Annotated in this window: 15 protein-coding genes and 1 pseudogene; all 16 read right to left on the bottom strand. The window is 68.5% G+C overall.

The genetic code is table 11. The annotated features are described in order from the left end of the window. Nucleotides 1-4: 4 nt before the first annotated feature. The 16 genes and pseudogenes from O8I58_RS19075 to O8I58_RS19000 all read right to left on the bottom strand — a co-directional run bounded on the left by O8I58_RS19075 (nucleotide 5) and on the right by O8I58_RS19000 (nucleotide 24,683). Nucleotides 5-2,812: a TonB-dependent receptor domain-containing protein gene (locus O8I58_RS19075; protein WP_298323211.1), complete on the bottom strand. Its 2,808-nt coding sequence runs from the start codon at nucleotides 2,810-2,812 to the stop codon at nucleotides 5-7. A 394-nt stretch (nucleotides 2,813-3,206) separates the two neighbouring features. Further along, entirely contained in the window at nucleotides 3,207-4,814 is a 1,608-nt protein-coding gene (locus O8I58_RS19070) for a glycoside hydrolase family 27 protein (RefSeq protein ID WP_298319549.1), read from the bottom strand. A 60-nt stretch (nucleotides 4,815-4,874) separates the two neighbouring features. Further along, on the bottom strand, nucleotides 4,875-7,265 hold the full coding sequence (locus O8I58_RS19065; RefSeq protein WP_298319548.1) for a glycoside hydrolase family 127 protein: 2,391 nt from the start codon (nucleotides 7,263-7,265) through the stop codon (nucleotides 4,875-4,877). A gap of 218 nt (nucleotides 7,266-7,483) precedes the next feature. Next, the gene (locus tag O8I58_RS19060) at nucleotides 7,484-9,844 is read right to left on the bottom strand and encodes a Tat pathway signal protein (protein ID WP_298319547.1); all 2,361 of its coding nucleotides are present in this window, start codon (nucleotides 9,842-9,844) and stop codon (nucleotides 7,484-7,486) included. 135 nt (nucleotides 9,845-9,979) lie between these two features. Then, on the bottom strand, nucleotides 9,980-11,605 hold the full coding sequence (locus O8I58_RS19055; protein ID WP_298319545.1) for a DUF5597 domain-containing protein: 1,626 nt from the start codon (nucleotides 11,603-11,605) through the stop codon (nucleotides 9,980-9,982). Further along, nucleotides 11,602-11,751 (bottom strand): hypothetical protein, encoded by a 150-nt coding sequence (locus O8I58_RS19050; protein ID WP_298323232.1) that lies wholly within the window; start codon nucleotides 11,749-11,751, stop codon nucleotides 11,602-11,604. Before O8I58_RS19050 ends, O8I58_RS19055 begins: the two co-directional genes overlap by 4 nt. An 85-nt stretch (nucleotides 11,752-11,836) precedes the next feature. Next, entirely contained in the window at nucleotides 11,837-13,408 is a 1,572-nt protein-coding gene (locus tag O8I58_RS19045; protein WP_298319543.1) for an APC family permease, read from the bottom strand. A 79-nt stretch (nucleotides 13,409-13,487) separates the two neighbouring features. Then, nucleotides 13,488-15,293, bottom strand: coding sequence for a DUF885 domain-containing protein (locus O8I58_RS19040; protein WP_298319541.1), 1,806 nt, complete (start codon nucleotides 15,291-15,293; stop codon nucleotides 13,488-13,490). Further along, a complete protein-coding gene (locus tag O8I58_RS19035; protein WP_298319540.1) occupies nucleotides 15,290-17,134 on the bottom strand; it encodes a DUF885 domain-containing protein in 1,845 nt (614 codons plus the stop codon). Before O8I58_RS19035 ends, O8I58_RS19040 begins: the two co-directional genes overlap by 4 nt. Before the next feature lie 91 nt (nucleotides 17,135-17,225). Continuing rightward, the gene (locus O8I58_RS19030) at nucleotides 17,226-18,428 is read right to left on the bottom strand and encodes a M24 family metallopeptidase (RefSeq protein WP_298319538.1); all 1,203 of its coding nucleotides are present in this window, start codon (nucleotides 18,426-18,428) and stop codon (nucleotides 17,226-17,228) included. Next, a complete protein-coding gene (locus O8I58_RS19025; protein WP_298319536.1) occupies nucleotides 18,425-20,023 on the bottom strand; it encodes an aldehyde dehydrogenase family protein in 1,599 nt (532 codons plus the stop codon). The genes O8I58_RS19030 and O8I58_RS19025 overlap by 4 nt, the downstream gene beginning before the upstream one ends. Nucleotides 20,024-20,169: 146 nt before the next feature. Further along, entirely contained in the window at nucleotides 20,170-21,075 is a 906-nt protein-coding gene (locus O8I58_RS19020; protein ID WP_298319534.1) for a dihydrodipicolinate synthase family protein, read from the bottom strand. After that, nucleotides 21,072-22,382: an FAD-dependent oxidoreductase gene (locus tag O8I58_RS19015; RefSeq protein WP_298319532.1), complete on the bottom strand. Its 1,311-nt coding sequence runs from the start codon at nucleotides 22,380-22,382 to the stop codon at nucleotides 21,072-21,074. Before O8I58_RS19015 ends, O8I58_RS19020 begins: the two co-directional genes overlap by 4 nt. After that, the gene (locus O8I58_RS19010; RefSeq protein ID WP_298319530.1) at nucleotides 22,375-22,620 is read right to left on the bottom strand and encodes a 2Fe-2S iron-sulfur cluster-binding protein; all 246 of its coding nucleotides are present in this window, start codon (nucleotides 22,618-22,620) and stop codon (nucleotides 22,375-22,377) included. The genes O8I58_RS19015 and O8I58_RS19010 overlap by 8 nt, the downstream gene beginning before the upstream one ends. After that, nucleotides 22,617-23,730: pseudogene (locus O8I58_RS19005) on the bottom strand (FAD-dependent oxidoreductase). The gene O8I58_RS19010 and the pseudogene O8I58_RS19005 overlap by 4 nt, the downstream one beginning before the upstream one ends. Continuing rightward, nucleotides 23,727-24,683, bottom strand: a complete 957-nt coding sequence (locus O8I58_RS19000; RefSeq protein WP_298319528.1) for a proline racemase family protein — start codon at nucleotides 24,681-24,683, stop codon at nucleotides 23,727-23,729. Before O8I58_RS19000 ends, O8I58_RS19005 begins: the two are co-directional and overlap by 4 nt. Nucleotides 24,684-24,752: the final 69 nt, after the last annotated feature.

The following is a 24,752-nucleotide window of genomic DNA, read 5'->3' as shown; positions in this document are numbered from 1 at the left end:
TGCCTCAGAATGTCACCGTCATGCGCGCCCACATGAAGCGGCCCAGCAGGTCATAAGTGGCCACGTCGGTATTGGCGTTGGTCACGTTGTTGGCGTAGTACAGCGGCGGCTGCTTGTTGGTCACGTTGTCCACGCCGACCTCGAAGCGGGTGTGCCACGGCGTGTACTGATAGCCAGCCTGCAGGTTGTGGTAGATGTACGCGCCGATGCCGCGGACCACGCCGGCTTCATCCGAATCGGCCGACAACCCCTGGTCCAGGTCGCTGCTGCCGATCTGGGTCTTGCCGACATAGCGGATGCGCCAGGACGCGCTCCAGTCGCCCTTGTTCCAGGCCACCGTGCCCAGGCCGCGCCAGCGCGGGAAATTGCCGTAGGAGTACGTGAATTTGCCCGCATTGTGGATGGTCACCGTGCTCGCATCGGTGGTGTCGGGCAGGATGTCGTACAGGCTGGTGTAGGTGCCGTTGAGGCTGGCGGTGAACTTGCCCCACGCGGTCTCCGGCAGGCGGTAGGTCAGGCTGAAGTCGATGCCCCGCGCCCAGAGCTTGCCCAGGTTGACCGTCGGCTCTGCGATGTAGTTGATGGTGCCGTTGTCGTTGCGATGGATCAGCGAGCAGAAGCTGCTGGCCGAGTTCGCGTAGCACTGGTTCATCACCGTCTGCGCCGACACGGTGGTGATGGTGTCTTCCAGGTCGATGCGCCACCAGTCCGCGCTCAGCGACAGGCCTTCGAGCCAGCGCGGGTCGTAGACGAAGCCCACGTCATAGGACTTGCCGGTTTCGGGCTTGAGCTGATACCCCGCCACGACCGCACCGGAAGCCTTGGCGGAGACCTGGCCGTCGGCCTGCTGGTAGCTGCCGTCGGTGGGCACGTTGGCGCAGGCCGCCTCGTGGCCACCGGTGTAGCCGTTGCACGGATCGTTGGCGGTGGCCGCATCGCCGGCCACGCCCGAATACAGCTCGCTGATGTTGGGCGCGCGGAACACCTGGGACGCGGTACCACGCAGCAGCAGGTCCTGGATGGGACGGTATTCCAGCGACACCTTGCTGTTGGTCTTGCTGCCGACCGAGCTGTAGTCGGAGAAGCGCGAGCCGACCGTCAGGTTCAGCGACTCGATCAGCGGCAGGTCCTTGAGCAGCGGGAACAGCGCTTCGGCATAGGCTTCCTTGACGTTGAAGCCGCCGCTGAGGGTGGAGGCGCAGAACTCGATCGTGTCGCACAGGCCGTTCTCGTCGGCCGTCCAGGCGGCATCGGCCTGGGTGCTGGTCGACTCGTTGCGGTAGGACAGGCCAGCGGCCAGGCTCACCGTGCCGGCCGGCAGGTCGAACAGCTCGCCGTTGGCGTTGGCCTCGATCTGCTTGACCGTGTAGATGCTGGTCACGACAGGATTGACCAGCATCGCCTCCAGCGCAGCCGTATTGGACGCATCGTTGATGTTGAAGATGTTGATCGGCGTGCAGCCGGCGATCACGTTACCCGCGCTGCCGCACTTGACCACGCCGTCGGTATCCAGGAACGAGGCGCCGACGGCCTGGTTGAACTTGGTGTAGTTCAGGAAGCCGTAGTTGGTCGATTTCTGCTTGACCCTTCCGTAGTTCATGCTGGCATCCCACTGCCACGAGCTGCTGCCGAAGCTGCCGCGCAGGCCCGGGGTCACCTGCAGGTTGTAGGTGTCGTACTCGTAGCGGCGGTTGCCCAGCGCCGTGATGCGGGTGTTGAGGTCGTTGTACGAAGTGCCCGTGGTGCGATCGGTGCCGAAATTGACGCCGTATGGGTTGTAGTAGCTGTCGGCCGAAACCAGGAAGTTGTCGCCGTTGGCGAAGATCGGGATCGGCGCGATGACGGATGACGACTCGGTCTTGCTGAACCAGGTATTGAGATAGGCCTCGACGTTGTCATTGATGCGGAAGGTGCCCATCACGAACGCGTTGGTCCGTTCCTGCGGCGTCTGCAGCAGGTTGTAGGGCTGGTAGTTGTAGGAGTCACTGGTGGCGCTGTAGCAATGGAAGTCGCTGGCGCTGGCAGTGCCGCTGACGCCACTGTTGAGCGTCACCCGCGAACAGCCGTTGGAGGCGGCCAGTGCAGTCGATGCAGCGGAGCCATCGTTGAAGTTCACCGAACCGGTCGGTGTGGCCGACGAGCCCTGCTTCACCGACGCACCGTCGATCAGGTACAGCGCATCCTTGGAGTAGTCACGTTCCGCGGCGGAGACCGCATCCAGGTTGTGGTAGGACAGGCCGGCCACGATGCTGCCGCGGTCCCAGGTCTTGCCAGTGGTGAGCGAGAAGTTGCGGCGGTTGCCGTCGCCCTTCCAGCTGCTGCCGAAATCGGTGGAGAACTGGGTGCCTTCGAAACGATCGCGCAGGATGAAGTTCACCACGCCACCGATTGCGTCGGAGCCATAGACAGCCGAGGCGCCGTCGCTGAGCACCTCGATGCGCTCGATCATGCTGGCCGGGATCGCATTGACGTCGTTGTAGGCCAGGCGCATGCCGTTGACCAGCACCAGCGTGCGCTTGTCGCCCAGGCCACGCAGCGAGACGGTCGAGGCGCCGGTACCGCCGCCGTTGTTGGTGTTCGGATTGGTCGCGTTGCCGGCGATGGACGGCAGTTCCTGCAACAGGTCGCCCACGGTCGCCTTGCCAGTGGCGGTGATCTGCTCGCGGGTCACGGTCACCACCGGGTTGGCGGTCTCTGTATCCACGCGGCGCAGGCGCGAACCGGTGACCACCACGTTATCCAGCGTCTTGGGCGCGTCGCCACCGTCGGTCGTGGCCTCCTGGGCAAGCACGGGCGTGGCGGCAGCCAGCATCAACACCGCGGCCACGGCAACGGTCAGTGGTCGGCGCGGGGCCAGTGCATGGCGCGTAGAGAGGAGGTGGGACGGACGTGGCGTCATTTCTGGAATTCCTCGGTTGGATGTGGAGCGCCGGACTCGGGACAAAGCGTCCCCGCACCGGCGCATGCCAGCGGATCGGTTGGTTCGGAGTAATTGCCTGCCGGCATGGGCTGCCGGGCCGACGATGAAAAATGCCTTCGGTGGAGCGCCTGTGCCGCAGCCCCCTCGCTGCACGCCCCGCTTCAGGCCATTTTCATCACACGGTCACAATGCCGGCCTGCTCATGCAGCGTCTTGTCGCATTTGCCGCGTTTCCATGCGGAAACCCGCACGGCGCAATGTCGCGCGTCGTGGCGACGCGCGCGCGGTCACTGATGCTTCGCAGCTGCGCCAGGATGTGGCCAGGCCCGCAGCAAGGTGGCGCCATGCGCCACCACCTGAAACTCGGCGATATGCGGATCCAGGCGCTTGCCCGACCACAGGTCGCGGACCTGCCACGCACCTGGTGTGAACCCGGCATCGGCAGGCGAAACCGCGATCCTGCCCGCTACCGCGCCACGGTTGAACAGGCCCAGCACCACCGAACCATCGGCCATCGGCTTGCGCCACAGCGCGATGTCGCCCTCGCGGCGGACCTGCGTACCCTGCACGCCCAGCACGTCCTGGTCCACGGCGATGACTGCGGGGTTGAGCAACAGCTTGCGCGTGGCTGGCGTCATCCGGCGCAGGTCGTTGCCCAGCAGCAGCGGCGCGGCCGACAGTGCCCACAGGCTCATGTGGGTGCGGTATTCGTCTTCGGACATGCCGCCGTTGCCGACCTCAAGCATGTCCGGGTCATTCCATCCGCCCGGCCCTGCATCGGCGGCGCCCCCATTCCTGTCGAAGCCGATGCCGGACATCACCGGATAGGCGTCCTCGATGTCGCCCGTGGTCCGCCACAGATGTCCGCCGACCTCGCGCCCCCAGCGGCCGACATGATCGCGACCGTACTGGCACAGGCTGTAGACGATCGGCCTGTCCGTTGCGCGCAGGGCCAGGCCCATCTTCAGATAGGCCTGTCGCACCTGGGTCGGCGTGCGGAAGATACCCTCGCCCGAGCACAGGTCGTACTTGACGTAGTCGATGCCCCAGCCAGCCCAGGTCCGCGCGTCCTGCTCGACGTGGCCGTAACTGCCGGTATAGCCGGCGCAGGTTTTCGGACCGGGCGAACTGTAGATGCCCAGCTTGAGTCCTTTGGCATGGACGTAATCGGCCAGTGCCCTCATGTCCGGGAAGTGCGCATTGGGCTGCAGCACGCCGTCGGCGCCGCGCGTGCCCTGCCAGCCGTCGTCGATGTTGATGTAGCGATAGCCGGCATCGCGCAGGCCGCTGCGGACCATCGCATCGGCGATGCCGCGGATGGTGGCATCGTCGATCCGGTCGGCGAAGGTGTTCCAGCTGCTCCAGCCCATCGGCGGCGTCGCCATCAACCCGTCCGGCCTCAGCGACCGCAGCGCTGGCAAGGCTTCACTTGGGAACGCCAGCCGCGCTGCGTCGGCTTCGCCGCCGCGCTGGCCGACGATGTCGACCTGCTCGTCCCAGATCCGTCCCACCACCTGCACCTGTCCACCATCCAGCGTCGCCGTCCAGGGCCGCACCGGCAGCTTGGCATTGCCGTTGTCGATCTCGAAATGCGCCACGTCGCCTTCGACGCGAAGCTTGTCCATCGGTATATCGCCATACCAGTCGGTGGTGATGTACCCCTGCCACTGGCCGTCCTTCAGCGCGATACGCATGTAGCGCGGCCCGGGAAACGCCGGGCCCTGCGCAAACACCCAGACGCCAGCCAGAGGCGCCGGCGTGGGCGCCTGGCGCGCCTGCCGATCGACCACCGGCGCATGCGCGCAGCCGGCAAACGCGGCACTGCCCAGGACCAGCGCCAGGCCGGCAAGCACGCGCATGGCGCGCGGGGAAACTTCCAGGTCCAGTCGCGGCATCGCGGGCCTCCTGTGCTCGGATGGGAAAGACTGCGTCGCGGGCGCGCGCGGCCTGCAGGCTCAGGCCGGGATCAGCCAGCCACCGAACAGCGGCCCAGCGGTATCGCCGTGCTGCGGCTCGAACCGGAAGGTCAGCGCCTTGCCACCAGCCGTCAGTGCCGGCGGTAACGGATAGTCGTGGTCGACGAAATCGATCACCTGCCCGCGCTCGACCTTCACCTCGACGGCAAGCTTGCCGTCGATGAGGATGTTGAAGCGCCCCTTGTCGCTGCCCCAGAAGCGCAGCCGCAGCACCAGCGGCTTGTCGCTGCCCTGCATCTGGAATTCGACGAAACCCTTGCCGCGCACATCGCGGCATTCCTGGCGGCGATAGGCGCCGCCGAACGAGGTGTCGCTGCTCAGCTTGTGCGCCTTTTCAGAGGCCTCGTTGCCGAACTGGATCATGTCCACTGCGCTGGCCAGCAACGCGGCGTGCTCGGCCTTGTCGCGTGTGCGGCGCTGCGCCTCGCTAGCCCACTGCTGCGAATCCATCTGCTTGAAGTACAGCGCGCTGCGCCGGTCGTACTGGGCGTAGAACGGCGAAAATTCCAGCGCCTGCGGCCGCGTGGTGCTGGCCAGGAAGCGCCCGGGCTCCGGCAGCGCAACGAAACCGGACAGCGGCGAGACATCGGCGACCAGGGCCGGATCGGGCGCGTCGTAGGGTTCGCTGACCGGGCCCAGGTCGGCGGCCAGCGCCAGCGGGCCGCGCATCACCACCACACTGTCAGGGTCGCCGGCCGCATGTTCCAGACGCAGCGGCGTCGCTAAGGTGAGCTCGACCACATCACCGGCGCGCCAGCTACGCTCCAGCACTGCGTAGCCCTCGCTCGCCTTGGCCACGGCCTTGCGGCCGTTGAGCCTGAGCGTGTAACGCCCTTCGCACCAGGCGGGAATCCGCAGCAGCAGGCGCCGCGGCGCCTGCGCACCAGCGCGCGTGACCTGCAGGCGCACCTGGCCGTTGTGCGGCACGCCGCTGTCCAGCTCCAGCGCCAGCTCGCCTTCCTTCCAGTCCAGCTTCGACGGAATGTACAAATTGACGTACAGCGACTGCCCGTCCTGCCAGTAGATCGAATCGCCGAACTGCGCGTGCGCCTCCATGCCGCTGCCCACGCAGCACCAGAACGAATCGAACTTATCGGAGAACCCGCGCTCGCCACCGGTGATCATCGGGGTCATGTAGGTGAACATGCCGGTCGCAGGATGCTGCGCGGCCATGGTGTGGTTGTGCAGCGTGCGCTCGTAATAGTCGAAGTAGCGCGCCTGCGGCGTCCACTGGTACAGGTGCCGGGTCAGCTTGAGCATGTTGTAGCTGTTGCAGTGCTCGCAGGTCTGCTCGGTCAGGAACGCGGAAATCGTATCGGGCTGCTGGAAGTATTCGCGGTCGGCATTGCCGCCGATCACATAGCTGTAGTGCGTAGTGACGGTCTCCCAGAAGAAACGCGCCGCAGCGGCCGCATCCGCATCGCCCGCCACCTCGAACTGCCGCGCCTCGCCGATGAACTTGGGCACCTGGGTGTTGGCGTGGTGGTGCGGCAGGTCGTCCTTGCCGGCGATGGTCGGGTCGATGATCTTGTCGTGGCGCAGGCGCTTGCCGATGGCGATCCAGCGCGCATCGCCGGTGCGTGCGCCCAACGCGATGTAGGACTCGTTGAGGCCGCCGAACTCGGTATCCAGCAGGGTCTGCATCTGCTCGTGGTCCAGCGCATCGAACACGCCGGCCAGGTAAGCCGCCAGCGGGGTCAGCACCGACAGCGCCTGCGTGCTGCCAGCGAGTTCATCGGCATCGAGCAGACCGGCGAACAGTTTGTGCACCGTATACAGCGGCGACCAGCTGCCATTGATGTTGAACGCGCTGCCCTTGACCGCACCACGCCGGATGTCCTCGAACACGGCCTTGCCGCCTTCGATCTTGCCCGCGTCGGTCTTGCGGGTCAGGCCGCCGACATAGCCATCGGCGTCCTGCGCCTGGGCGCGCGCAAGTTCGGCCACGATGTAGTCGATGCGCGTCTTGACCTCCCTGTCGCCGGTCTGTGCGTAAAGCTTGGACAGTGCGCTGAGGTAATGGCCCAGCGTGTGCCCGGCGATGGTGTCGCCTTCCCAGCCGCCATAGACCTCGCCCTTGGGCGGCAGGCCGGCGTACTGCAGGAAGTTGTGCAGCAGCCGGTCCGGCTCGATTTCGAACAGATAACGGCGGTTGACCAGCAACGAGTCCAGGAACAGCGACGGCTTGAGCCGCACGTCCTGCAGCGGCACGGCGGTGACCTTGCCGGCGACCGACGCGGCCGCGTCCAGCGGAAAGCGCAGCAGGCCGGCGGCCATCGCCAGCGCGCTCCACTGCAGGAAGCGCCGACGCGCCGGGTCGGTGATCGCCATCTCGCCACCGGCGCAGGCATGGCCGTGATCGACGCTCATGCCAGCCCACCTTGCGATGACGGGACGGCGGCGATGCGGGCGGTTGCGAACATGGACAAGGACTCCTGTGGAGGACAGCGCACGGCAGGCCTTGGCCGCGCGAATGGACGGACAACGCAGGAATCGACTATCGCCAGCAGCGCCAGCCACGTCTTGTGCGCAAGCACGGCTGGCGATGCGGAAATCGGCACTTTCCGCGCATTGCAACGCGCTATGCCTCAGGCGTAGTCCGCCTCCACCTGCACGACGGCCGACAGCGAAGCCGGCAAGGCGACGCGATCGCGGTGCGGGCCGACAGGCTGGACCACGACGCCATCCACGCGCACCTGCTTGAGCACCGTACCGCGCGGCACGCGCAGGCTCAGCCACACCTCGCCCGGGCGCGAGGCCGGCAGGCGCACCGTGGCAACCACGCGCTTGGCGGTCGTGTCGGCCTGCAGCTTCAGCCCGACCTTGCCCCATGGCGTGGGCGCGTCGGCAATCTCGATCGGCGCGCCGCTGGCCAACCAGTCGCGCGGCACCGCACGCCCCAGGTACAGCGCATCGTCCTGGTCGAACACCAGCATCCAGCGCAGTAGCAGCGGCACGGTCATCTGCGCCGGCATGCAGAACAGTGGCATGCCGCCGGTGATGCCGGCCACCTCGCCCGCAGTCCAGCTACCGCGCGTATGCACCTGGTAACGATGTGCGTAGAGGAACAGCAGGTATTCCTCGACCCGGTCCAGGCGCAACAGCTGCTGGGCGTGGCCGTAGGAAATGAAGCCCAGGATGTCGCGACCTTCCGGCTCGGGCTTCCAGATGTTGGAGACGATGCCCAGCGTGGTGCCGCCATGGCCGCGCAGGCAGTCGATCACCAGGTGGGCCAGGTCCGGCGGCAACACGTCGGCCTGCAGCAGTTCGGCGTAGGCGCGGTGCGACCACAGCTGCTCGCTCTTGCTGGGATCTTCCTGCGACATGGCCTGGCGGAATGTCTCCCTGGTGCCCGGCAGTGGACCGAGGTAGGCCGGCGTCAGGTCGCGGCGGATGTCGCCCCGGATCGACTGCAACAGGCGCGCGCGCAGCTGGGTGGCGCGTGCCTGCCAGCGTGCGGACTGCTGGCGGTCGCCGCCGAGCGCCGGCCACACCGCGGCGATGTCTTCCCAGCCGCGGATGGCCAGGGCGCTGTTGCCGAAATACGGCTTCCACCACAGCGTCGGGTCCGGATACAGGCAGGCATCGGACTCGCTCCAGCCATGGATCAGCCCATGGCCGCGGTCGTCCTTGGGCAACGCCAGTGCCACCTCGTGCAGCTCGACCAGCAGCTGCGCGGTGGCGACGATCTTGCCCTGGTGCTTGCGCAACAACGCGGCATCACCGGTGTAGCGCAGGTAGCGCGCCAGCAGCGACAGGGTCAGGCCGAACTGCCCGGTCTCCGGCCCGCGCATGTTCACCACGCCGTCGTCCTGGGTGTACTCGGACAGGTAGTTGTCCAGCACGGCGCGCGCCTGCTCGAAGCGTCCCCATTCCAGGTTGGCGTAGAGCGAACTGGTGAAGGTGTCCTGGAAACCGTCGTACTCGTTGCCGGCGTAGTCGCGTTCGACCGCGCCGTATTTGGGATACACCCCGCCCGGGCGCACCACCAGTTCGCGCGCGAAGGCAAACCGCGCCAGGTCCGCCCAGCTTGCATCGGGCAGCTGCAGCGCACTGGTATCGGCCAGGCGTGCCTGCCAGCTGGCGGCAAAGTCGATCACGCCGCGATAGAACGCCTCGGCGGTGGCCGGCCCGCGTCGCGGCGGGTAGTCCGGATAGCTGTAGCCGTACACGGTGCGCACCGGCTTGCCGTGTTCCACCAGCACCGCACGATGCCAGGTCTGGACCACGAACCGGTCCTGCGCATCGACATCGGCGAATACCAGCAGGTCGTACCAGCGACCTTCGCCGGCCGGCACCACCTTGTGCACCGCCGGCATCCAGCCACCGAGCAGGCCCTCGTCGCGATGGGCGACCTTGTCGGCATCGGCCAGCTCGGGAAAGGACTGGATCGCCCGGTAGGTGCGGCTGCGGCCGTCCGGGTAGATCTGCATGGTTTCGATGCCCTGCGCGGTGCCCACGAAGGTGGTCCACGGCAGGCGGCCGTTGTAGTCCTTGGGGTCAAGGCGCGAGGCCGGCGGCGGGGCGACATCGCGCACCTGGTCCTCGCGCGGATCGCCGTCGGCCAGCAGGCGGTCGGCCAACAGGTCGGCCTCGGCCATGGCCACCTGCGCCAGCGGCAGGCCGAAGTACGGCGTCGCCGCGCTGCCCCAGACCGCCTCGGTGCGCTTGCTCAGGTCGAGCACGCCATCGGCGCAGGCCAGCACCAGCGCGCCCTGCCCGGTGCGGAAGTCTTCGTGCACGGTCCACGCACGGCCGCGGTGGTCGAACGCGCACAGCATCTCCAGGCCGGACAGCTCGACCGTGGCGGCCGGTCGCAAGGTCGGCGCAGGTAGCGCCGGCGCAGCCGTTGCGGCGGGCGAACCGGCCGCCAGGGCAGGCACGGCGGGAAGAAGGCCGACGGCGGCCGTGGCGGCCACGCCGTGACGCAGGAAATGTCTGCGATCCATGTGATCGATGCCTGATGCGGGAACAGCCTGCATCGTGCGTGGCTGGCGCGACGACGTCTTGTCATCCCCGCATCGCCTCGATGCGGGTTTTCGCACAAGTGCCGCGCGATCTGCGCAGCGACGCACGACGGGCGGTCAGTAGGTGCCGACCGTGACCCGCTGTACCGGTGGCGCGTTGCGGACGAAGTTGAGGCCGTAATCGGTCTGGTCGCCGTTGAGCACGCGCTCCAGTTCCCAGCGGCCGTCCACGTAGCGTCCCTGCTCCACGCGGAGCAGCTGGCCATGCAGCGTGTCCTTGGCCACGCGCACGAATTCGGCGCGCGCGGCGAACCCGGTCAGCAGGAACTGGTCCGGTGCGGTCTGCACCACCAGCAGGCGCCCGGCGTGATCGGCGTTGCCCGGCAGGATCGGATCGGCATCGCCCCAGTACGGCGCGCCGTAGGACACGCGCACCTCCCAGTCACCGAAGCGCAGCGTGCGCTGCGGCTGGCCGGGCTGCTCGGCCACGGCCTGCAAACGGCCCTCGAACGCGGCCCTGGCCACGATCCGCTGCAACGGCGCGAGCTGGCCGAAGTTGGCCGCGTGGGCAGTGGTGGCGGCCTGTTTTTCCGGCGAATCCGCACCATCCATGCCGAACACCGAAAAGCCGATCCCACCCTGCCCCAGCACATGGAAAAGATACGGCGCGGTGGCGGGCTCGAAGCCAGTCTCCGACACCCAGGCCGGATTGTCGGGCCGCGCGTACTGGCCGATCACCTTGGTGTATTCGCTGTAGTCACTGGTGTAGATGTCGGTGCCGATGAAATCGATCGACGGGGTGGCTGCACGCCACAGGTCGAACACGTTCACCGTGGCCCCGCCGGATGGGTAGTCCAGGCCCGGGAATTTCTTGCCCTTGTAGCGCAGCCAGGTGTTGACGTACATCGGCATGTCGTAGGCGCGCTTGCCGGCGGCGGCGACCTGTTCGATGTAGCTGGCGGTGCCGTAGGCGTTGAAGGCTTCCTCTGCATCGGGGCCGAACACCTGCTGCCAGGTGCCGGCGGGCTTGCCGAGTCTTGCCGTGATCCCCGCAGGCACCGGCTGGGCGAAGGCAGCATCGGCAGCGGCGCCGTGATCGCGCACTGTGCCGACCGTGCCCGGTTCGTTCTCCACCTGCACCAGGATCACGGTGTGGCGCTCCCCGTCGATCTTGCGCAGGTGCTGCATCAGCGCGGTGAACGCACGCTTGTCGGCTTCGACATTGGCCGGGGCATAGGGCGACAGCACCTCGACCGGCTGGCCGCGTTCGTCCAGCGCACGCGGATAGGTGGCGGCATCGCGCTTCATCCACGCCGGGATGTAATGCATCTGGCCGTTCTTCCAGCTGCCGAACCACAGCAGCGCCACGCGCAGGCCGCGCTTGCGCGCCTGTTCGACCAGGGCATCGACGTTGGTGGTGTCGTACTGGCCGGGCGCGGGCTCGAACTGCTCCCAGTAAACCGGCGCCTCGACCGTGTTCGCGTGCAGCGCCAGCACCTGGTCGAGCGCGCCCGGCAACACCGCCGGCCAGGCCGAGGAGTTATGCAGCTGCGCGGCGAGCACCGTGTAGGGCGCCCCATCGACCAGCAGGGCATGGCGCCCATGCTCGGTGACGAAACGCGGCATCTGTTCGGCCGATGCGGCCGATGCAAGCAGGCCACACAGCAGCAGGCCGGCAACGGCAAGCGCGCGCGACCGCCGAGGGGGCTTCGGCATCGGCGCCAGTGATCCACGATGGCTCATCGTGCGTTCTCCTTGGGGTCATTCCAGTACGGTATGCCGGCGCCCTGCAGGCGCCAGACGAAGAAGTCGTACTGCCGGCGCGTGACGTCATCGATCGGCCCGGTCGAACGGCCAACCGTGCATTCGCCGCCAGGCACGTTCAACAAGTCGCAATCCGTTCCGACCAACAGCGCGAAGCCTGCAAGACCAAGCGCCATGACGATCCGCCTCGCGTGACCCGCAAGCGGCCGATCACGCGCCGTCGTCTTCTTCCAGCGCCAGCTCGTCGCTGCGCAGTCCGGTGCGCGCGCCCCAGTGGTAGATGCCGAAGGCGATCACCGCCACGCACAAGGTGTCCCAAGGGTGGGCGATCACGCCGATGCCGCCGAACGTGCCCAGGTACGACACCAGCATCACCAGCAGGAAGAACGCGATCAGCCAGGCCGAGCACCGCACCTGGCGCAGCACGCGCACGCGCGCCTGCGGCGAGGGCAGGCGCGACAGCACGTAGATCGCATAGACCAACACCTGCAAGCCGAGCAGCCAGGACACCGTGGCCCAGGTCGACCAATACACGATCAATGCCGCCACGCTGAACGACAGCGGCCCCAGCACTGCCAGCCCTTTCACCCGGAACGGACGGTCCAGCCCCGGCGCGCTGCGGCGCAGTGCCGCCACCGTCACCGGTGCGATCGCATAGCTCAGCACCAACGCGGCCGAGACCACGCCGATCAGGGCTTCCCATGAGGGAAACGGCAGCGTCCAGAACACCGACAGGCCGAAGCTCAGCCACAGCGCCGGGCGCGGGATGCCCGACTTGGGATCCACCTTGGTCAGCACCGGAGCAAAGCCGCTGCTGCGCGCCCAACCGTAGACCACGCGCGGCGTGGCGTTCATGTAGATGTTGCCGGTGCCGCTGGGCGAGACCACCGCATCGCACACCACCAGCGTGGCCAGCCAGCCCATGCCCAGCGCCATCGCGATGTCGCGGTACGGCAACGCGAAGGCCTTGTCGGTCCCGGCCCAGCCCCCCGCGATCTGCCCGGCCGGAACCGCGCCCAGGAACGAGAGCTGCAGCAGCACGTAGATCACCGTGGACACGGCCACCGACAGGATCAGTGCGATCGGGATCGTGCGCTGCGGGTCGCGCACCTCGCTGGCCACCGACACGATGGGCGTCAGACCCAGGTAGGCGAAGATGATGCCGCCGGCCGAGATGGCGGCCTCCACGCCGGCCGCACCGCTGGGGGCGAAGCCCTGCACGTGCAGGTTGTCGCCGTTGAAGTGGGACAGCAGCAGCACGATCACCAGCAGCGGCACCAGGAACTTGAATACGCTGATGATGTTGTTGGCCAGCGCGAAGGTCTTGACGCTGAAGTAATTGAGCAGGAAGAACACCACCAGCAGCGCGAACTGCAGCAGCCAGCCTGCCAGGGTGGGATGGCTGCCGCCCGGTTGGCTCAAGGACGGGAACCAGGCCGCCGCGTACTGGCGGCAGGCCTCCACCTCGATTGCGATCAGGCTGGAGAAGGCGATCAACGTGATGAAGCCGGTCAGCCAGGCCAGCAGGCTGCCGTGCGAATACTCCGGATAGCGCACCACCCCGCCGGCACGCGGCAGCGCCGCGCCCAGCTCGCAATAGACCAGGCCGAGCAGGAACACCGCGACGCCGCCGACGATCCACGACACGATGCCGGCCGGCCCGGCGATCGAAGCCACGTGGCTGGCGGCGAACAGCCAGCCCGAGCCGAAGATCGAACCCAGCCCGATGAAGGTCAGGTCGGTCAGGCTGAGATGTTTCTGGAACTTGCCTTGTGGTGCCATGGATGCCTCGCTGCAGCGTGGTGTCTGGCCTGCGCCACGCGCGCCACAGGCGCGTCGCGACCGCAGGACGATGGGAGCGTCAGGGGCTCGGGTCGGCCCAGGGCGAGGCGCCGCCTTCGGCGATGAAGCGGTCGATGCGCGCATCCAGCACCGGCAGCGGCACCGAGCCCAGCGACAGCACCGCATCGTGGAAATGGCGGATGTCGAACTTCTCGCCCAGCGCCGCCTCGGCTTTCCCACGCAGCTTGAGGATCTCCAGCTCGCCCAGGTAGTACGACAGCGCCTGGCCCGGCCAGGCGATGTAGCGGTCGACCTCGGTGGTGATCTCGTGCTCGCTCAACGCGGCGTTGTCGCGCAGGTAGGCCAGCGCCTGGTCGCGGGTCCAGCCCTCGTGGTGCACGCCGGTGTCGATCACCAGCCGCGCCGCACGCCACATCTGGTAGGTCAGGTAGCCGAACCGCTCGTAGGGCGTGGTGTACATGCCCATCTCCTGGCCCAGGTATTCGCAGTACAGCGCCCAGCCCTCGCCATAGGCGGAGATGTAGTTGTAGCGGCGGTAGTCCGGCAGGCCAGTGTCCTCGGCCGCCAGCGACATCTGCAGCGAATGGCCGGGCGAGGACTCGTGCAGGGTCAGCGCCGGCAGCACGTACAGCGGGCGCGACGGCAGGTTGTAGGTGTTGAGCCAGTAGGTATCCATGCCGCCGCGGCCACCGGTGTAGAACGGCGCCAGGTCGTCGGGCACCGGTTTGATGGTGAAACGCTGGCGCGGCACCCGGCCGAAGAACTTGCCCAGGTTGCCGTCCATCGACTTGGCGATCCAGGCAGCATGGTCGAGCAGCTCCTGCGGGGTCTTGGCGTAGAACTGCGGGTCGGTGCGCAGGAAGGTCAAGAAGTCGCCGAAGCTGCCCTTGAAGCCCACCTCGTCCATCACCTGCTGCATCTCCTTGCGCAGGCGCGCCACTTCCTGCAGGCCGATGCGGTGGATCTGCTCGGGATCCATGTCCTCGGTGACGAACTCGCGGATCTGCGCGCGGTAATACGCCTTGCCGTCGGGCAATGCTTCGCCGGCGAGCGTGGTGCGTGCGTGCGGCATGTACTCGTTGCGCATGAAGCCCAGCAACTTGTCGTAGGCCGGGATCACGCTGCCGGAAATCGCCGCCAGCGCCTGCTGCCGCAGCTGCGCCTGCTGCGCGGCCGGAATGCTGGCCGGCATCTGCTTGAACGGCGTGTAGAACAGGTTGGCCTCGCCCTCGGCGTCGGCCACGTCGGCGATCGACTGGTCGCGCCCGGTCAGGGTCACCCGCGGCTGGCTGAAGCCGCGTGTCAGGCCGGCGCGCATGTTGGTGGTCTGCTCGTCGAAATAGCGCGGGATGTCGGCCAGCAGCTTCAGGTAGCGCCGGTAATCGTCGGCGTTGTGCAGGGTGCTGCGCGCGGTGAAGCCCAGGTTGCTCCAGAACGCGGTGTCGCTGTTGAACGGCATCTCCCAGGCGCGGAAGTGCTGCTGGTCCAGCAACACCTCGATCTGCTGCCGGTAGACCTGGTAGTTGACCTGGTCCTCAGCCGACAGCTGTGCCTGCGGGATCGCGTCCAGTTCACCCATCACCTGCTGCCAGTAGGCGGTGCGCATGGTCTGGGTGGCCAGGTCGACCTTGGGCAGATGGTCGGCGGCGCGGCTATCACCGTTCTCGTCGTCGGCGCCGGCGCTCTGTTCCTGGCGCCAGGTCCATTCGCGCGTAGACAGCGCCTTGAAGCGCGCAGCGGCATCGGTGGCCGGTGCGGTGCTGGCCGCCGCTGGCGCGGCAAGCGCCTGTGGCGCGTGCACGAGCGGACCGGCGGCGAGCGTCACCAGCAGGGCCAGCGACAGGCGGGAACGAGACGCGATCATGGCGTGTCCTTGCGGGTGCTGGAGGCCGGCGTCGCCGGTGCGGCCTGGGTCTGCGCGATCCAGGCATCGATGCGGGCATCGAGCAGGTCCAGCGGCATCGCGCCACCGCCGAGGATGGCGTCATGGAAGGCGCGGATGTCGAACCTGTCGCCCAGCGCCTGCTGGGCCTTGGCGCGCAGCGACAGGATCTCCAGTTCGCCCAGCTTGTAGCCCAGCGCCTGGCCTGGCCAGACGATGTAGCGGTCGGTTTCGGCCTGGATGCTGGGTTCGTCGTCGGACGGATGGGCGTGGAAGAAATCCACCATCTGCTGGCGCGTCCAGTGCTTGGCGTGCACGCCGGTGTCCAGCACCAGGCGGTTCGCGCGCAACAGCTCGCCTGCCAGGTGCCCGTATTCGCTATAGGGGTCCTTGTAGAAACCCACCTCGCCTGCTAGCTGCTCGGCGTACAGCGCCCAACCTTCGATGAAGGCGTTGTAGCCGGCCTGCTGGCGGAACGGTGGCAACGGCAGGGTCTGGGCCAGCGAGATCTGCAGGTGATGGCCCGGCACGCCTTCGTGATAGGCCGTGGTCTCGATGTTGACCAGGGTGCGGTCGGTGGCATCGTTGGCGTTGACCATCACGATGGCCGGCTTGGTGCCTTCCGGATTGCTCTGCCAGTACTCGGCACCGGGCGCCTCACGGCGGAAGGCCGGCATGCCCTGCACTTCCAGCGGCGTCTTGGGCAGGTGGCCGAACAGCTTGGGCAGCTCCGGCTCCATCCCGGCGATGTAGCCGCGATAGAGGTCCAGGATCTGCGCGCTGTTCTTTGCGAAGTGCGATTTGTCGCCGGCCACCGCCTTGCGGAAACTGGCCAGATCGGGATACCCCTGGGCCTTGGCGATCTTGGTCATCTCCCCTTCGATCCGGGCGACTTCGTCCAGGCCGATCTGGTGGATCTGCTCGGGCGTCTTGTCGCTGGTGGTCTGGGTGTGGATGGCGAACAGGTAGCGCTTGTCGCCATCGGGCAGCGACCAGAGGCCTTCATGTTCGCGGCCCTGCGCGGCGTATTCGTCCTTCACGAACGCCGCCAGTTTCGTATAGGCCGGCCGCACCGAATCATCGACCGCGGCGATCAGCTGCTGGCGCAGCGCCTCACGTTCGGCAGCATCGGGCACGGCCTTGTCGAGCTGCTTCAGCGGCGAGGCGAAGGCGCTGTCGGCGCCGGCCGGCGCGGCGATCTTGGCGATCTGTTCCGGCAGGCGCTCCAGCAGGTAGCGCGGCTGGGTCAGCTTGTCCTTGGCGCCCTGGCGCGAGACCTCGATCACCTGGTCCAGCAACGCCGGGATCGCCTGCAGGCGCTTGATGTAGTCCCGGTAGTCCTTGGCGGTCTCGAACGGGAACGCATCGCCCTGTCCCGCCAGCGCCAGCTGGATGCCGCCGACCGGTTCCAGCGGCATCTCGTAGGTCTTCAGGTCGATGCCGGTCAGCTTGTCCTGCAGCTGGCGCAGCATCATCTGCAGGCTCAGCTGGCGCTGCTCGTCCAGTGCCTTGGCATCGACGGCCTGGAAGCGCGCCAGCAGGTCGACGGTGGCCGCGCGATCGGCCTGCACCGCAGCCAGCGAGTAATCGGTCCAGCGATCGTTGTAGCGCCGGTCGCCGATGATGCTGGCGAACTCCGGACTGTGTTCAAGCTGGTACTGCCACTGCTGGTCCAGCAGCGCATCGAAGGCCTGGGCCGCCTGCGCGGGATCGACCGCGACAGCCTTGGGCGCATCGCCAGAAGCCGCGGACGGCGTGGGCTGGCAGGCCGTGAACAGTGCCGCTGCAAGCACACCGACGACGAGGGGACGGAACAGGGTCATGCGCGCACTCCGGTAGCAGATATCAGGGTTCAAAGCCTGCCTGGTGCAGGCGATTGCGCGGTTGCCGCGCATGCCACACATCGGCAGGCCGTCATGCGAAAGGCCGGTCGATGGCCGGCGACGGTGGCGTGAACCACTGCGCGCCGGCGTCGGTGACGTAGAAATGGTCTTCCAGCCGCACGCCGAACGCGCCCGGCACCACGATCATCGGTTCGTTGCTACAGCACATGCCCGGCCGCAGGACGGTGGCATTGCCACGCACCAGGTACGGCGCCTCGTGGATCGCCAGGCCGCAGCCGTGGCCGGTGCGATGCGGCAGGCCCGGCAGGCAGTAGTCCGGGCCCAGGCCGGCGGCTTCAAGCACCGCACGCGCCGCGTCGTCGACCGAGGCGCAGGTGACGCCCGGGCGCACCGCGGCAAATGCTGCGGCCTGTGCGTCGTGTTCGAGCTGCCAGATCCGCTGCTGCTGCGCGTTGGGCGTGCCGAAGATCCAGGTGCGGGTGATGTCCGAGTGGTAGCCCTGCACGGTGCAGCCAGTGTCGATCAGCACCAACTCGCCGGCGCGCAGGTGCTGCACGCCGGGAATGCCGTGCGGGAAAGAGGTGGCCTGGCCGAACTGCACGATGCAGAAGGTCGAGCCGTTGTCCGCCCCCAGCGCACGATGGGCCTGGTCGATGAAGCGCACCAGTTCGTCGGTGCCGATGCCCTCGCGGGCGATGCCGGCGGCCAGGCGGTGCACCAGCAGGGTCATGTCGCAGGCCTGTTGCATCAACGCCAGTTCGGCCGGCGACTTGCACATGCGGCAGCCGTCGATGATCACGCCGGCATCGCTGATCGCCGACACATCCAGATGCGCACGCAGGCCGGTGTGGATGAACAGCGCCGCACCAGGATCCAGCCCCAGCGTGCGCGCGCCGCGCTCGGCCATGGCCCGAGCGACCAGCGCGTACGGATCTTCGTGTTCCTGCCACAGGGCCTTGCCGGCGGGGATCTTCAGCACCGCATCAAGCGAGCCTTCCTCGAACGCCGGGCACACCAGCAGCGGTTCGCCGCTGGCGGTGATCAACAGCGCGACCAGGCGCTCGCTGGCACCCCACGGCACGCCGGCGAAATAGCGCAGCGAGGTGCCGGCGTTGACCAGCAGCACGTCCACGCCCTGTTCGCGCATCAGCGCGCGCGCATGATCGATGCGCTGCTGGTATTCGACAGCCGTGATCGCCGCTGCCCGCTGGGTCCACGGCTGCAGCTGGGCCTGCGCGTCGGCAAGACTGAGGTGGCCGATCTGCGCGCTCATGCCGCGCCACCGATATCGGCCGTGGTCCAGGTGCCATCGACGCTGCGCTGCACGCCGCCCGGATTGGCATCGCGCAGTTCAACCGGCAGCAGCGCGTCGGGAATCCCGTCGTAGCTGTGCAGCGCGGCGAAGCGATGGATCGACCCCGGCATGCCCACGGCGGTGAAGCCCGGATGGCCGGTGCTGGGGAACGGGCCACCGTGGTTCTGCGCGGCACTGACGGCCACGCCGGTGGGCATCTTGGAATTGATCAGGCGACCGACGCGTGCGCGCAGTACCGGTGCGATGGCCTGCCAGGCGGCATCGTCGCTGCCATCGGTGGCACGGTAGAGCGTGCCGGTAAGGTTGCCTTCGAACGCCGCAGCGACGGCGACCATCGCCTCCTGGTCCTCGACCCGGACCAGCAGGCTGACCGGGCCGAAGGCCTCGGCCTGCAACGCCTGCGGCCGGGCGATGAAATCCATCGCATCCACCTGCAGCAGGGTCGGCGCATAGCGGAAGCCCGCACCCTGCCCGACCGCGCCACCCGCCAGCACGCTGGCGCCGGCTGCCTGCAGCGCCGCGACGCCAGCGGCGACATGGTCCACGCCGCCCTGCGAGAACAACACCATCGGCGCGGCGCTTGTGAAGTGCGTCGTGGTCGCTGCCACAAAGGCATCGCCTTCAACCGAGCGAGGCACGATCACCACGCCCGGATTGGTGCAGAACTGGCCGCTACCCAGCGTGCAGGATGCGAAGAATTCCTGCGCCAGCGCCGGGCCGCGTTCGGCCAGCGCGCCGGGCAGCATGAAGACCGGGTTGACGCTGGACAGCTCGGCATAGAACGGCGTGCCCACCGCATCGGCAGCGGCCTTCAGCGCCAGTCCGCCGGCACGGCTGCCGGTGAAGCCGATCGCGCCCAGGCGGCGGTCGCCGGCCAGCCTCAGGCCGATCGCGTTGTCGAACTGGTAGAGCAGCTGCACTGCGGCCGCAGGCAGGCCGCTGGCCAGCAGCGCGGTATGCGCCAGCTGGGCCATGCGCTGGCTGGTGGCCGGGTGCAGCGGGTGCGCCTTGGCGATCACCGGATTGCGCGCGGCCATCGCCGAAGCAAAGTCGCTGCCGGCGATCGCATTGAAGGCGAACGGGAAATTATTGGGGCCGAACACCAGTACCGGCTTGCCTAGTGGCGCCAGGTGCGCGCGCAGGCCGGCCGCAGTGTCGATGGTCGGCTGGGTCCAGCCATAGCTGCGCACGGCCTGGGCGGCCTGGCGTAGCTGGCCACTGGTGCGCGGCAGTTCGTTGCCGCGCAGGCGCGTCGGTGCCGCCAGTGCGGTCTCCGCTGCGGCCAGGGCCACCAGCGTGTCGGCATCGGCATCGAGCGCATCGGCGTAGGCGTCGAGGAACGCCGCAATCCGCTCCGCTGGCGCTGCGGCCAGTTCGGCGGCCACGGCACTGGCGGCGGTCACCGCCGCTTCCACATCGGCCGCGCCGCTGAACGGGAACACCGGGCCGATCGCTTCGCCCGTGGTCGGGTCGGCCGCGCGGAAGTGGCCGGTGGTGCCCAGGCTGGGCTGCCACTGGCCGGCCAGCAGGATGGGTTGGATCGCTTCGTTCATCGGATCTCTCACAGCTCAGGTGGTGTCCCTGCCTCCAGCGGAAGCAGGCGCCCTGCACGGGCGGAAGCAGGACGGGTCAAACGCGCACCACAGGCACGCAGCTCACCCGTCCCTCGCCGCGCACCCGACGGGAGCGCGGCGTTGGATCACAGCGCCGGCTTGGTCGCGATGGCGTGGTCGATGACCTTCAGTGCCGCCTCGCGCTCGGCACCTTCGACCACCAGGCGCGGCGCACGCACGGTCTCGCTGCCCAGTTCGACCTTGGCCTGGACCAGTTTGATCAGCTGGACGAACTTGGGCACCGTGTCCAGGCGCAGCAGCGGCAGGAACCAGTTGTACAGCTCGGCGGCCGCGGCATAGCCCCCGTCGCGGGCCAGTTCGAACAGCTTGACCGACTCGACCGGATAGGCGTTGACCAGGCCGGCGATCCAGCCCTGCGCGCCCATGGCCAGGCCTTCGACGATCGCGTCGTCCATGCCGACCAGCAGCACCAGGCGGTCGCCCAGCAGTTCCTTGATCGCAGCGAAGCGACGGATCTCGCCGGAGGACTCCTTGACCGCCTGCAGGTTGGGGAATTCGCATGCCAGCTGCGCGATCTGCGCGGGCAGGATGTCGGTGCGGTAGGCGACCGGATTGTTGTAGAGGATGCACGGCAGGTCGGTGGCGCCCAGCACGGCGCGGGCGTGGGCCGAGGCCTCGTGCCAGTCGGAGGTGTAGACGTACACCGGCAGCACCATCAGGCCGCCGGCACCGGCGGTCTTGGCGGCCTGGGCCAGCCTGACGGCCTCGTCGGTGGACAGCGCGGCGATACCCGGTACCACTGGCACGCGGCCGGCGACGGCCTTGACCAGGGTCTGGATGATCGCGACCTTCTCGTCGAAGCTCAGCGTGGCGGCCTCGCCCAGCGAGCCCAGTGGCACGATCGCGGTGCAGCCGGCATCAACCATCTCCAGCGCGTGGCGGCCCAGGAAGCCATGGTCGACGCTGCCGTCGGCGTTGAACGGGGTGGTGATGGCGGGCAGGACGCCCTTCCAGAAGGTGGCATTGCTCATGGCTGTATCCCTTGCGAGTCGTCGGTGAAGGAGTCGGTCAGCGCCGCGAGGCGGACCGGGAACAACGGCGGCCGGCGGCCGCCATCGGAGGAACGTGCGGCGCCGCCCAGGCCCAGTTCGGCCAGTGCGGTCCCGCAGATGCGGCCCTGGCAGGCGCCCATTCCGCAGCGCGAGGCCAACTTGGCGTCGCGCAGGTCGGCAAAGCCGCGCAGCGCACCCAGCGGTACGTCCTCGCAGCGGCAGACCAGGGTGTCGTCCTTGGCCAGCGCGCGGACGCGCGTGGCCAGGGCGAAGGTGTCGCCCAGCAGCGCGGCGAAGGCACGCGCGCGGCGGCGGGCCGGCTGCAGGGCGTCGGCGGCGGCGGGCGCACCGGCGGCCATGTGGCCGGCGATGGCGCCTTCGACCAGGGCGCAATCGCGCCCGCCGATGCCCAGCGCTTCGCCCGCGGCAAACACGCGGCCCACGCTGGTGCGCAGCTGCGCATCGACCGCGACCTGCGGATGCGCGCCGGGTGTGTCGAGCCGGCAGCCGAGCAGCTCGGCCAGTTCGGTATTGGGGACCAGGCCATAACCGACCGCGAGCTGATCACAGGCGATGCGGCGCCGGCCATGCGGGCCTTCGATCTCGACCTCGCGCAGCTGGTCCCCGCCATGGGCGGCCACCACCACGCTGTCGCGGTGGTAGCCGATGCCGGCCAGTTGAAACTGCAGGGCCAGCGCCTGGGCAGCCTTGCCCGGCCAGCGCGGCAGGCGCAGCGCGAAGCCGGCCAGCGCCGCCAGCGGGGCTTGCTCGTGGATGCCCAGCACGCTGGCGCCGTGGCGGCGCAGGGTCGCGGCGCTGGCCAGCAGCAGCGGACCGCTACCGGCGACCAGCACGCGCTTGCCCTGCAGCGGCCAGCCCTGTTTGGCCAGCGCCTGCGCGCCGCCGGCACCGGTCACTCCGGGCAGGGTCCAGCCGGGGAACGGCAGCAGCAGTTCGCGCGCGCCGGTGGCCAGCACCAGGTGCCGGTAATGCAGGCGCTGCGCGCCCGCCGGGCCATCGGCCAGCAGCCAATCCGCCTGGGCCATCACGATCTGGGTCTGCGGCAACCAGTCGACCTGGCCGTCACCAACGATGGTCAATGCGCGTCGCGCTGCAGCGGGGATGCCGTGAGCCAGGTCGTGGCGCCACACCTGGCCACCGCCGCGCGGCTGCGCATCGACCAGGCCCACGCGTACGCCGTGCGAAGCCGCAGCCTTTGCGGCCGCCAGCCCGGACGGACCGGCGCCGACCACCAGCACGTCGTAATGGCAACTGGACTCAGCCATCGGTGCGGACCTCCATGCCGTCGCGCGCTACGGTCATGCAGGCACGTAGCTGGGCAACGCCATCGATGCGCACCCGGCATTCGAAGCACACGCCCATGCCGCACACCGGCGCGCGCGGCTGGCCACTGCGTGATTGACGGAACGGGCCGCCGGCCAGGGCGACAGCAACCGCGACGGTCGCACCGACGGGGACCGAGACCGGGCGCGCATCGACGGTCAATGCCAACACGCCGCTCATGCAGCGACTCCGGTGATTGCGCGTTCGGGAAGATAGGGACTTGGATCGATCATCGGCGTCCGGCCCAACAGTCCATCGACGATCAACCGCGCGGTGCCCAGCGCGGTGGTGACGCCAAGGCCTTCGTGGCCGGCGGCGACCCAGACATCGCGGCGCCCCGGCACCGGGCCCAGATACGGCCGCCCATCGGGCGTGGCCGGCCGCAAGCCGGTCCACACGCGGATCGCCTGCAGCTGGCGCAGCACCGGCACGAACGCGAAGGCCCGCTCCAGCATCTGCCGCAACAGCGGCATCGAGACCTCGCGGTCGGCGACGTTGAACTGGCGCGAGGAGCCGATCAGGATCTGCCCGGTCGGCCGCGGCTGGACGTTGAAGGCGACGCTGGTCTCGGCATCGCCATGGGCCGAATCGGCGTAGCCCAGCTCCAGCAACTGGTGGTGAACCAGCCCCGGATGCCGGTCGGTGATCACCAGTTGGCCCTTGCGCGGGCGCAGCGGCAGTTCGGGCAGCAGCTGCGGCAGCTCGACCCCGCTGGCGACCAGGACCGGGCCGGACAGGCGCTCGCCATCGTCCAGCAGCACGCCGTGCGCGAGCAGTTCGACCACGCGTCGGCCAGCGAACAGGCGCGCACCCAACTGGCAGGCCTCGTCCACCAGATGGCGTGCCATCCGCGGCGGATACACCACCGCCTCGCCCAGCACGCGCATGCCACCGGCCAGGCCTGGCGCCAGCTGCGGCTCCAGGGCATAGAGCTGCGCGGCATCGACGACCTCGGCGGTCAGGCCGGCGGTGGCCAGGCGCGCGATCTTGGCGGGCACGGCCTCAAGCTCGCGTGCGTTGCGCGCCACCCACAGGGTGCCGCAGCGGCTGAATTCGGCTTCCTTCAGCGTCGGCGTAGCGCTCCCACAGCCGCAGCGAATACGCCGACAACGCCAGCTCGGCCGGATCGTCGTCCATCGCCACCAGGTGCCCCATCGCCGCGGCCGTGGCGCCACCGCCGATCGGGCCAGGCTCGACCAGGGCCACGCGCAGGCCCTCGCATGCGGCGGCCTCCGCACAGGCCGCTCCGACAATGCCGGCGCCGACGATGATGAGGTCGTAACTGCTCATTCCTGCGCGACGGGCTCCGCGCCGATGCCCCAGGCGAACGCATCGGCCGGATCGATCAGCAGCTGCGCGCGCGCAGTGAGGTGCGCGGTGCCGGTGATGCGCGGGCGGATGCCCTGCTCGCCGATCCGGTAGCTCGCCTCGAAGGCGCTGCCCAACACGCCCTGCTGGATCCAGCTATCACCCTCGGCAAGCTTGCCGTCGGCCGCCAGGCAGGCGACCTTGGCGCTGGTGCCGGTGCCGCAGGGCGAGCGGTCGTAGGCAAGCCCTGGGCACAGCACGAAATTGCGCGCCTGGCCGCTGCCGTCCGGGGCTGGACCGTTGACTTCGATGTGATCGATCTCGCCGCCCTGCGCGCCGGTGATGCCGGCCGCTTCCAATGCCTGACGGATCGCTTCGGTGTAGGCCGTCAACTCGCGCTGGTGCGCCAGGTCGATCGTGCACGGCGCCTGCCCGGTGATGAAGAACCAGTTGCCGCCCCAGGCGATATCGCCGCGCACTTCGCCATGACCCTGCACCTGCACCGGCACGTCTTTCGCGTGGCGATAGCTCTCGACGTTGTCGATCGAGACCCGGCCGTCTTCGGCCAGTTCGATCCCGACCAGGCCGACCGGCGTCTCGATCCAGTGCTGGCCCGGGCCGATCCGGCCCAGCTCGGCCAGCGTGCGGACCACGCCAATCGTGCCGTGGCCGCACATGCCCAGGTAGCCGACGTTGTTGAAGAAGATCACCCCGGTGCAGGCGCGCGGGTCGAGCGCCTGCAGCAGCAGTGCGCCGACCATGGTGTCCGAGCCACGCGGCTCGCAGGCGATCGCGCTGCGCCAGTGGTCGAAGGCCTGGCCGAAGCGCTCGCGGCGCTGGGCCAGGCTGCCCTGGCCCAGATCGGGGAATCCGGCGATGACCACGCGGGTCGGTTCGCCGCCGGTGTGGGAGTCGATCACGTCTATCGTGTGCATGGACGAATGCTCCCATCCGGTGCTTGCCGGCGACTAGCGCCGAATGCCGACCGCGAATGCGGAAATCCG

Source organism: Pseudoxanthomonas sp., from assembly GCF_027498035.1.
Lineage (GTDB): Bacteria > Pseudomonadota > Gammaproteobacteria > Xanthomonadales > Xanthomonadaceae > Pseudoxanthomonas_A.
This window is presented reverse-complemented; position numbering and strand designations above follow the sequence as displayed.

Bases quoted from the DNA above. Each gene is read 5' to 3' on its own strand.
- O8I58_RS19075 (WP_298323211.1), bottom strand. From the start codon at position 2,812: ATGCTGGCTGCCGCCACGCCCGTGCTTGCCCAGGAGGCCACGACCGAC.
- O8I58_RS19070 (WP_298319549.1), bottom strand. From the start codon at position 4,814: ATGCCGCGACTGGACCTGGAAGTTTCCCCGCGCGCCATGCGCGTGCTT.
- O8I58_RS19065 (WP_298319548.1), bottom strand. From the start codon at position 7,265: ATGAGCGTCGATCACGGCCATGCCTGCGCCGGTGGCGAGATGGCGATC.
- O8I58_RS19060 (WP_298319547.1), bottom strand. From the start codon at position 9,844: ATGGATCGCAGACATTTCCTGCGTCACGGCGTGGCCGCCACGGCCGCC.
- O8I58_RS19055 (WP_298319545.1), bottom strand. From the start codon at position 11,605: ATGAGCCATCGTGGATCACTGGCGCCGATGCCGAAGCCCCCTCGGCGG.
- O8I58_RS19045 (WP_298319543.1), bottom strand. From the start codon at position 13,408: ATGGCACCACAAGGCAAGTTCCAGAAACATCTCAGCCTGACCGACCTG.
- O8I58_RS19040 (WP_298319541.1), bottom strand. From the start codon at position 15,293: ATGATCGCGTCTCGTTCCCGCCTGTCGCTGGCCCTGCTGGTGACGCTC.
- O8I58_RS19035 (WP_298319540.1), bottom strand. From the start codon at position 17,134: ATGACCCTGTTCCGTCCCCTCGTCGTCGGTGTGCTTGCAGCGGCACTG.
- O8I58_RS19030 (WP_298319538.1), bottom strand. From the start codon at position 18,428: ATGAGCGCGCAGATCGGCCACCTCAGTCTTGCCGACGCGCAGGCCCAG.
- O8I58_RS19025 (WP_298319536.1), bottom strand. From the start codon at position 20,023: ATGAACGAAGCGATCCAACCCATCCTGCTGGCCGGCCAGTGGCAGCCC.
- O8I58_RS19020 (WP_298319534.1), bottom strand. From the start codon at position 21,075: ATGAGCAATGCCACCTTCTGGAAGGGCGTCCTGCCCGCCATCACCACC.
- O8I58_RS19015 (WP_298319532.1), bottom strand. From the start codon at position 22,382: ATGGCTGAGTCCAGTTGCCATTACGACGTGCTGGTGGTCGGCGCCGGT.
- O8I58_RS19010 (WP_298319530.1), bottom strand. From the start codon at position 22,620: ATGAGCGGCGTGTTGGCATTGACCGTCGATGCGCGCCCGGTCTCGGTC.
- O8I58_RS19000 (WP_298319528.1), bottom strand. From the start codon at position 24,683: ATGCACACGATAGACGTGATCGACTCCCACACCGGCGGCGAACCGACC.